This window comes from Spirochaetota bacterium (genome assembly GCA_004297825.1).
In the GTDB taxonomy this organism is placed as follows: domain Bacteria; phylum Spirochaetota; class UBA4802; order UBA4802; family UBA5368; genus FW300-bin19.
The window spans coordinates 63418-71533 of record SCSX01000053.1 but is presented as its reverse complement, the minus strand read 5'-3'; the positions used below and the strand labels follow the sequence as shown (position 1 = coordinate 71533).

General features: G+C 58.3%; 9 protein-coding genes. 2 read left to right on the top strand and 7 right to left on the bottom strand.

The features are described from left to right. The first annotated feature begins 53 nt into the window (after nucleotides 1-53). Nucleotides 54-569, top strand: a complete 516-nt coding sequence (locus tag EPN93_11085; protein TAL35239.1) for a PilZ domain-containing protein — start codon at nucleotides 54-56, stop codon at nucleotides 567-569. On the opposite strand, the gene EPN93_11080 is transcribed toward EPN93_11085, so the two are convergent. The 6 genes from EPN93_11080 to EPN93_11055 form a co-directional block, all read right to left on the bottom strand. Further along, nucleotides 561-1733 carry a M20/M25/M40 family metallo-hydrolase gene (locus EPN93_11080; protein TAL35238.1) on the bottom strand — a complete coding sequence of 391 codons (1173 nt, stop codon included), beginning with the start codon at nucleotides 1731-1733 and terminating at the stop codon, nucleotides 561-563. The genes EPN93_11085 and EPN93_11080 overlap by 9 nt on opposite strands. A 3-nt stretch (nucleotides 1734-1736) precedes the next feature. Next, entirely contained in the window at nucleotides 1737-2849 is a 1113-nt protein-coding gene (locus EPN93_11075) for a pyridoxal-phosphate dependent enzyme (protein ID TAL35237.1), read from the bottom strand. Nucleotides 2850-3013: 164 nt separating this feature from the next. Continuing rightward, nucleotides 3014-4117, bottom strand: a complete 1104-nt coding sequence (locus EPN93_11070) for an NAD-dependent epimerase/dehydratase family protein (protein TAL35236.1) — start codon at nucleotides 4115-4117, stop codon at nucleotides 3014-3016. Continuing rightward, nucleotides 4015-5331 carry a GMC family oxidoreductase gene (locus EPN93_11065; protein ID TAL35235.1) on the bottom strand — a complete coding sequence of 439 codons (1317 nt, stop codon included), beginning with the start codon at nucleotides 5329-5331 and terminating at the stop codon, nucleotides 4015-4017. Before EPN93_11065 ends, EPN93_11070 begins: the two co-directional genes overlap by 103 nt. Before the next feature lie 96 nt (nucleotides 5332-5427). Continuing rightward, nucleotides 5428-5973 (bottom strand): redoxin domain-containing protein, encoded by a 546-nt coding sequence (locus EPN93_11060; protein ID TAL35234.1) that lies wholly within the window; start codon nucleotides 5971-5973, stop codon nucleotides 5428-5430. 41 nt (nucleotides 5974-6014) lie between these two features. Further along, nucleotides 6015-6467, bottom strand: a complete 453-nt coding sequence (locus EPN93_11055; protein ID TAL35233.1) for a hypothetical protein — start codon at nucleotides 6465-6467, stop codon at nucleotides 6015-6017. Between EPN93_11055 and EPN93_11050 the strand changes: the two genes are divergently transcribed. Next, a complete protein-coding gene (locus tag EPN93_11050) occupies nucleotides 6466-6840 on the top strand; it encodes a hypothetical protein (protein TAL35232.1) in 375 nt (124 codons plus the stop codon). The genes EPN93_11055 and EPN93_11050 overlap by 2 nt on opposite strands. Nucleotides 6841-7022: 182 nt before the next feature. Here the strand turns inward: EPN93_11050 and EPN93_11045 are convergent, their stop codons facing one another. Then, the gene (locus tag EPN93_11045; protein ID TAL35231.1) at nucleotides 7023-7997 is read right to left on the bottom strand and encodes a dihydrodipicolinate synthase family protein; all 975 of its coding nucleotides are present in this window, start codon (nucleotides 7995-7997) and stop codon (nucleotides 7023-7025) included. Between the last annotated feature and the right edge of the window lie 119 nt (nucleotides 7998-8116).

The following is an 8116-nucleotide window of genomic DNA, read 5'->3' as shown; positions in this document are numbered from 1 at the left end:
AGCAGGCCGAGGGGCAGGACAACGAACCGAGCGCGGGTCTTCATAGGGGAAGTATGCATGAGGGGCATGCGGATGCAACAGAATTACCATGCGGGAGAGCGAATATCGGCCCCGCGATTTGGTTGACATTGACCCATTTTTCCAGTAAAATTAAAAATAAAGAAGGGCATACCCTCAAGGGCAGGGCCCGCGTCCGGCGGCGCGGGGGTAAAATCGAAAATAGGGGGTCTCAGATGACGATCGTGGCGGAAAAACGAAAACACCCGCGTTTCGAGATAAACCAGATGGTGGAGCTTACCTACGCGCGTGAGAATTTCGTGGGGGCGAAAGGCATCAATATCAGCGAGAACGGCCTGCTCTGTGAAACGAACGAACGCATGGAGCCCTATACCGTTGTATTCATGATGATTACCATCGAGCATAAAAAGAAGGAATACCTCATGGAATGCGAGGGCGTGGTCATTCGCTCGGACAAAAACAAGGACCACTGGGACACCGGCATCAATATCACCGCGGTACGCAACGGCGATCGCGGTGCCTTCAAGGAATTCGTCGATTCGCTAAAATGAGACGATAAGCCGCTCGAGCGTCTTTACCATGAGGTCGAGATTCTTTAAGTCGATCCGTGCCATGGAATCCTTCTCCGAGTGAAAGCCGCCGAATCCGGGACCCGGCGTGCCGTTATGCCCCAGGGTCACCGAGGGGATTCCGGCCGCCATAAATCTTTGCGCGTCATCGGTGATTACTTCCCCCTCTACCATTTTCCGCCCGGAAACGGAAGTCCATGCCGCACCGGCCTTAGCGACGAGTACGGGGTCGGGCGTATAATATTTTAAGAAAACGCCGTCCCTGACGGCATAGCAGAAGTCGCCGACCTGCCCGGCGAGCTCAAGGTTGATCACGCTCATGGGAGCGGGTTTCATTCCCGGGGCGCCCTTCGCGCGCTGCTTCAGGAAATAATCGGCCCCCTGGAGATTTACCTCTTCCCCTGCCGTAAATAAAATAGTGACATTGGACGTGCCGATATCGAGCTTTCCGCCCCGTAAATCCTTCGCGAGCGCCATGAGCGCCGTCACCGATGTGGCGTTGTCGGCGGTACCCGGACTGGTGTGCGCATCCCGGACAAATATGAAGCCCCCGAATCCCAGGGCCACGAGACAGAAGTATAGCACGTGGCATGCGGCGAGTCCGACGGCGATCGCGCGCGGAACCCCGCTGCCGAGCTTTTCACTGCGACGGGCGGCGAAGGTCCAGAGGGCGAGCGCTATCGCGAGAACGAAGAAGAGCGGGAGAAACCTGTACACCCTCGCGCGCTCCTCATGGTCCCAGAAATCGGACTTCGAGTCGTAGTGCGCCATGAACACCAGTTCCCTTTCGGGATGGGCCGATTTGAATTCAACGATGATATTTTTGCCCGGCTTTTCCGCCACCCAGGAGACCACGGGGGTGAAGAGCTCGAGCTCAATGACCAGGATCGCCGGCGCGGCAAGCGCGAGCGCCAGCGCGGCCAGGGGGCGCTTCCTGGCGACCGACCATGCGAAAAGCCCGGCGAGAATGAGCATCGTTATCGCCAGTATGAGCATGATCCACGGGCGCAGCGGGAACTCCTGGGCGGTGAAGGGAACCCCCCAGGCGCTGAGCGTGCCGGAGATGAAGTCGGCCGTTTTATCCACGGCGGCGCTGTAATTGGGGCGGGGGACGGCGATCGCTTCAAGAATAGATTTCAGGTCCATCGGTTACACCTTCGCCTCATTTGTTTCGAACGCCCAGTGCAGGGAGCGCGGCAGATCATGGTAGTCCACCGTCGCCGCAAGCGCGGAGTGATCGACGGAATTATATGTGTGCCAGTAGAGTATGGTCTCGCCGGAGTGTCCGGGGGATTTGAGGAAATCGAGCAGGGCGGCGAAGGTCTTCGCCGTGTAGGTAGGATCCAGGACGACCCCCTCCCGATCCTTCACGAGCGCAATGGCGTCCCTGCATGCAGCAGTGGGGCAGCCGTAACCGTCGCCCAGGTAGGAATTAATGACCTGCGGCTCCGGAAGCCGTACCGCCGGAACTTCTGCCGAACGTCGCCGCATAAGGGAAAGGGTCTGCTTCATGAGGCCCGTGACGGTCGAGGGATTCGCTATCTGGATGGGACCTGCATGGTCGAGCGTAACGCGTACACCAATGACCCGTGATTTCAGGCCCGCGAGAAGGCCGCCCAGTGACAATCCGGCCATCGTCCCGTTGGATCCCAGCGGGCAGAAGATGTAATCCGGTTCCGGGATGAGCCCCGCGTCCACCTGCTCGCGAAGCTCGAACATGGCGTTCACCACGCCGATCGTTCCCGAGGGGGACGAGCCCCCCGCAAACAGGAAATAGGCCCCCGGGTTTTTAAGACGCTGGCTGGTGTAAAGCGCCGCCCCGGCGCCGATCATGGTCTTGTAGTACACCATTTCAGCCCCGAACTTTTGGAAGAGAAGCATGTTCTGCTTTACATGGTGCGTAACGGGCTGCGGGAAGAGGAGCAGCCTGGCGGACAGTCCCAGCTTTTTACAGAAGATCGCCGTAGCGAGCCCGTGATTGGTGCCTATTCCCCCCATGGTGACCACTTTTTTCCGGTTGTCGCGAAGGGCCTCCGCGAGGGTATACTCGAGCTTGCGCACCTTGTTTCCGCCGTACAGCGGGGACGAGAGGTCCTCCCGCTTGATCCACAGGCTGTCATGGCCCAGGTGCTCAAGGCGTTCGACGGGCGTGGGATACGTTCCCAGGTTGATGTGGGGTACGGTCTTTATGAGTGCGGGATAGCGGTGAAAAAGCAGGTGCGGAGGCTCGCAGCGCGGTGTCACTATGGTATTCTCTTTCATTGTTCCGTCCAGTCCCCACAATTTTCTGCCCGGCCGGTTTCATGCCCCGGGCTTTTATGCCACGCGCGTGCATATCTACGCACGATCCAGGTGAATACCCGGAGGTCCGCCATTGTCTTCCCGATCTCGATTAAGGCTGCCGGTCCGCGGAGACTGGAGATGTGTCAGATATATTCCTTCTCCCTGAACCAGGCGATCGCGTTCGCGATGCTCTTTTCCACGGGGGTTTGCGGAAGACCAAGCTCCTTTTGGGCCCTGGTAGTATCCCACCAGGAATAATGGCTCCCCACCCTGACCCATGCTGCGGTATTAAGCGGTTCCTTTCCCGTGATGCGCGCGAGAAGCTCGTAGGCGTACCCGGACTGGACGGCCATAAACACGGGAAACCGTATCGCCGGGGCCTTCCCCGTGCCCGCGACCTTGACAATGAGGTCGAAGAATTCCTTCATGCTCACGTTGCGGTTTCCCAGCACGTATTTCTCGCCGCGCTTACCGCGCTCGAGCGCCTTCACGATCCCCGCGGCGCAATCCTCCACGTCGATCAGGTTCAGCCCGCCGTCGATATAGCCGGGCAGCAGGCCCTTCATGACGTTGATGATGAGCGCCCCGGAAGGGGTGGGCTTGATGTCGCGCGCGCCAATGGGTACGGTGGGATTCACGATCGTCACCGGCAGCCCCTTCGCGGCGAAATCGAGCACCAGCTGCTCCGCCTGGAATTTCGATTTAAAATAATCGTCGCCCGCGGATTCCATGTTGTAGACGGCGCTTTCGTTCGCAGGCGTTTTGCCGTGGGCGCCCAGCGCCGCGGTAGAGCTCACATACACGATCTTCTTTACCTTCGCATCGCGGCACGCCGTGAGCACCTTCTGGGTGCCGTTCACGTTCACGCGGTACATGAGGTTGGGATCTTTCAGCCAGATCGCGTAAATGGCCGCGAGGTGGATCACCTGGTCGCATCCCTTGACCGCCCGGCGCACCGAATCCAGGTCGGTCACGTCGCCATAGGCATATTCGACCTTGAGGCCTTCCAGGTTCGAGATGTCGCTGCCCTTTCTCACCAGGCAGCGTACCGACTTTTTGTTTTGCACGAGCGCCCGCGTTACCGCGGAGCCGATAAATCCCGTCGCGCCAGTCACGAGTATCTTCATATGATTACCCCGCCCTATTATTTCTTCTTCAGCAGATGCCCGGCCAGCCGCTTGCTGAGCCCAATGATCGTGAGCACCGTAGGCCTGTCGAGCGATTCGGGAAAGGTGCTCGCGTCGCATACGTAGAGGCCGTCGATCTCCGTCTTCAGATTCGTGTCGAGCATGGTGCCTATCCGCACTGTCCCGCTCGGGTGCGTTCCCATGAGCGGGCGCATGAAAATGGAGGAGGGAGAGGCGCCGGCCTCGATGAGGATTCTCTCGCACGTGGCGCGGGCATGGGCGAGGCGCACGGTATCTTTCGGCGTGAGCGGCTTGCTGATCCTGCCGCCGGGATAGACACCCCCGGAGATATCGTCCTTGAGCTTTATCATAACGCCCAGGATGTTTCCCCATTTGGGCCACATGAGGGCCTGTTTAATTCCGACGCGCATCGCGCCAAGGGGATAGAGAAGCCATGGGTCGATAAGCGTGGAGAGCATGTAGCCGTCCTCGTCGTTTTCCCAGGACCATGTCATGGGGGGCTCCTTGCCGATCCCTTTTTCTTTCGTCGTGCCGTACACCATGACCGTGACGTCCATCGCCATTCCTTCGCCGGCTTTCGCGAGGCCCGAGGCCTGGAGAATCCTTGGGGTTCCGATACCGCCTGCGGCCAGAATCACGACGGGTGCCGTGGCCGTGAAGCTTTTTCCGCCAAGGGTGCCTTCGATCCCCTTGACATGGGTCCCGTCTTTTATGACTTTGCTTATCTTTGCGCCGGTATAGAGCTGGGCACCTGTTCCCAATGCTTCGTCGATCCATTCGCCCGCGTTCCATTTCGCGTTGCACGTGCAACCCAGCATGCACGCGGCGGTGCAGTTGAATTTCTTCGCGCGCGCCGGGGACATGAACTTGGGCTGGGGAAACCAGTTGTACCCGAGCGCACCCGCCGCCTCGGCGATGCGGGTCGAGGCCTTTCCGCGCAGCTCCGCGGGCAGGGGCGCGATTCCAAGCTCCTTCTCGGTCTCCCTGACCTCTTTGTCGATATCGATCCGGTATTTTTTCTTGAACCAGGGCGGGGGCGGGGCGGAGCATCCGCAGTACATCGAGGTCGCCCCCCCTACCATTATGGGGCTGATGATATTGAGCCCCTCCTCGGTGAAAAGGAAGCTCATCCTGTCCGAGTAGACGATCGCCCCGGGATAGGTGCCGTAATAGAATCGACCGCGATGATCATGGCCGCGCTCGAAGATCGACACCTTCTTCCCGGCCTTGGACAGTTCCCGCGCGACGGTGGCGCCGCCCGGTCCCGATCCGACTATGATCACATCGGACGTGAATGATAGCTTAGTGCTCATGCCCCTGCCTCCCTTTCCGCAAGTAGTCGGGCGTCCAATGAAGATCGCCCGTGAAACCGCGCGTAGCGCGAACGCCCGCGATGTTTCAGCGCGGGATTATTTCAATTTAAGTCTTTTAAGTATTTCCTCGTTTTCAGGAAGGTCGCCGATATTTTTCCCGTAATACGCGTAGGTTATCTTTTTCTTTCCGTCGATGATGAACACGGCGGGACGCTGCATCTCCTTTCCTTCTTTCTTGCCGTGCGAAAAACCCTTGCGCGCGGCCTTGACGGCCTTGATGATCACCGAGGGGGCGATATAGTGAAGGATGTTGCCGGGCGCCACCCCATAAAGTCTAAAGGCTTCCTCTCTGGGATCGCAAATGATCGCGAAGGAAATCTCCTCGCTGCCGATATGCTCCTTCACGATGGCGGGCTCGCTCTGCAGCACGATGAACACCTTTTTGCCCGAGGCGCGCAGCTTGTCCCAGTCGCGCATGATCTCGGAAATCTTGTACTGGCAGATGGGACAGCCCATATAGCGCAGGAAATAGAGCACCGCGCCCGTGCCGTCTATTGCCTTGTGAAAATCGAGCGATTGCTCCCAGGGTGAGTCGAAGCGGAAGTCCGGGGCCTGCATGCCCGCGGCGAGTCGTTCCTTCATGGTCGGCCTCTCTGGCGGCGCGCGCCGCCATTACTATGGATTTATTCTTTTACCGCGTATGTGGCGATCAGGTATTCGTATATCGTCGCGAGTGCCTGGTCCGACGGACCCTTTATGTCCGTGTCGATGAGAACGTCCTTGCGTTTCGCGGTAAGCCACTGGTACAGGTGCGCCGAACCGTCGTGCGAATCGGCGGCAGCATGGCAGATATTCACCAGTATGCGCATCTCCGGAAGGGTGAAAAAGTTCCTGGAATTGTTGATCACGATTATGAAGGAGCTCTTGTCGTCCGACTCCTTGACCTCGATGGTGCGCTTATCGCCCTGGCGCGGGATCTCGATGGGGGCAGTGAAGGCCGGGGCGGTTTTTCCCACGGGGGAGGCGGTCCTGGGAGGAGATGTCTGGTGCTCCATGATAGCGCGCGCCTGCGTCACGAGCGCGAGAAGGTGCGCCTCATCGAGTTTTTTTGCCAGCGAGGCGAGCTCGGCCAGCATGGGGGCGGGCGCCTGTTTTAAAGGAGCCGGCCGCGCGGGCCTGGAGGCCGCCACGGGCTTTGCCTTTCCGGCCGTCTTTGGTTTTATTTTCGCGGTTATTTTTGGTTTTGCCTTAACGGCGGGTCTGGGTTTCGCTTTCGCGACCGGCCTGGAGGCTTTTTTTGGAGACGCGGCTTTTTTCGTTTTTGGTTTTTTCATGAAGAATATCCCCCCATGCTTGTATAGAATTTCTTATACAACCTGCCCGATGGTATTACAAGTAAATATTTTCGGAAAAAGGAGGTGTTCAACATTCATTGAAGGGAACGGTATGCCGTGTGAATCGGTGACGATTGGATCATGGATTACTGACGACTGGATGATGACTGGATAACGGGTAAAGAATCTGTGGGGTTGAAACGAAACTAATACGAAGCTGAAACGAAGCTGAAACGAAGCTGAAACGAAGCCGATAGGGCGCTGAACAGGTACTGGATTTCGTCCTGACCCCTGAAAACGCGCCGGCCGTCAATATTCATTATACGAATTAGTCCCGAAAAGATATGTCGTTTTTAGCTACAACGGCTTTAGCCTGGATATAAATTCGGATATTATCTCCCGGTCGCCGCCGCCTATCTGCGGAAGGGGGCTTCGCACCCGGGCGGTTACCGGGTGTCCCATCTGGCGCAGGGTTTCCTTGATCACCGCGTGGCGCGAGCGGTTCTTGCTCTTCAGCGAAAAGGGCATGCGGGAAATGAGGGAATACGCGCGCTTCTGGACAGAGGGCGCGAGTCCAAAGGTATTGAGGAAGGGCAGGAGGTCCATTATCTTCCGCTGGAGCGTATCGGCGCGCGCGCGGTCTCCCGCCGTTGCCGCTTCGTAACATCCCGTGACGAGAAGCGGGGCGAACGACGGGATCTGGCATATGACACCGTTACCCCCCATCGCGAGCGTCTTAACCAGGGAAAAGCTGTTCCCCGAGAAGAGCGCGAAATCCTTTACCTTCACGATCTCCAGGTGTGCGCGGATTTCGCCCAGGTTGAGCGAGCTTTCCTTCGCGCCCGCGATGCCTTCGAGCAGGAGGATGCGCGCGAGCGCGGCCGCGGGGAAAAAAAGTTCCGTCATCTGAGGGTAATGATAGTAGAGGACCGGTTTTTTGGATGCCGATACAACCCGCGTGTAAAACGAGACGGCCTCATCGATACCGATGGGATGATAGGTGGGGAGTATCACGAGAAAACCGTCCATGCCGGGAACGGCTGCCGCGTCCACGAACGCGAGGGTCTCGGCAAGCCCGCAAAAGCCGGCCCCCGCGAGCACGGGGACGCGTTTCCGCGCCGCCTTCGCGGCGGTTTTTACGATGGCGACCCGCTCTTCGAAGTTGAAATAGGGAAACTCACCGCCGCTCCCCAGCACAAGGAGCCCATTGCACCCGGATTCAATGTAATAATTAATCAGGTGTGCGAGACCCGCATGGTCGATGCGTTCGTCCCCGCGCAGCGGCGTGGGTACGACCGTATACACGCCGCGGAACTTTTCCCTGTTTGACATCGTTCCTCCCGCCTGGACAACGAAGGCCGTAACACCATGTATTTCGGATCATGAAGTTTTTCAAGCACATTTGGAAGGCACCCGGTGTTCCCTGGTTCGCGCGTGACGCCGGAAATACC

What these genes read in the sequence shown, in the direction of transcription:
- EPN93_11070 (TAL35236.1), bottom strand. Translation starts at nt 4,117, where the DNA reads ATGCGACGCGAGCACCTTTCCCGAATCGCTCGACAGGCCTACGGTGCT.
- EPN93_11060 (TAL35234.1), bottom strand. Translation starts at nt 5,973, where the DNA reads ATGAAGGAACGACTCGCCGCGGGCATGCAGGCCCCGGACTTCCGCTTC.
- EPN93_11055 (TAL35233.1), bottom strand. Translation starts at nt 6,467, where the DNA reads ATGCTGGCCGAGCTCGCCTCGCTGGCAAAAAAACTCGATGAGGCGCAC.
- EPN93_11075 (TAL35237.1), bottom strand. Translation starts at nt 2,849, where the DNA reads ATGAAAGAGAATACCATAGTGACACCGCGCTGCGAGCCTCCGCACCTG.
- EPN93_11065 (TAL35235.1), bottom strand. Translation starts at nt 5,331, where the DNA reads ATGAGCACTAAGCTATCATTCACGTCCGATGTGATCATAGTCGGATCG.
- EPN93_11045 (TAL35231.1), bottom strand. Translation starts at nt 7,997, where the DNA reads ATGTCAAACAGGGAAAAGTTCCGCGGCGTGTATACGGTCGTACCCACG.
- EPN93_11080 (TAL35238.1), bottom strand. Translation starts at nt 1,733, where the DNA reads ATGGACCTGAAATCTATTCTTGAAGCGATCGCCGTCCCCCGCCCCAAT.
- EPN93_11050 (TAL35232.1), top strand. Translation starts at nt 6,466, where the DNA reads ATGGGGGCGGGCGCCTGTTTTAAAGGAGCCGGCCGCGCGGGCCTGGAG.
- EPN93_11085 (TAL35239.1), top strand. Translation starts at nt 54, where the DNA reads ATGCATGAGGGGCATGCGGATGCAACAGAATTACCATGCGGGAGAGCG.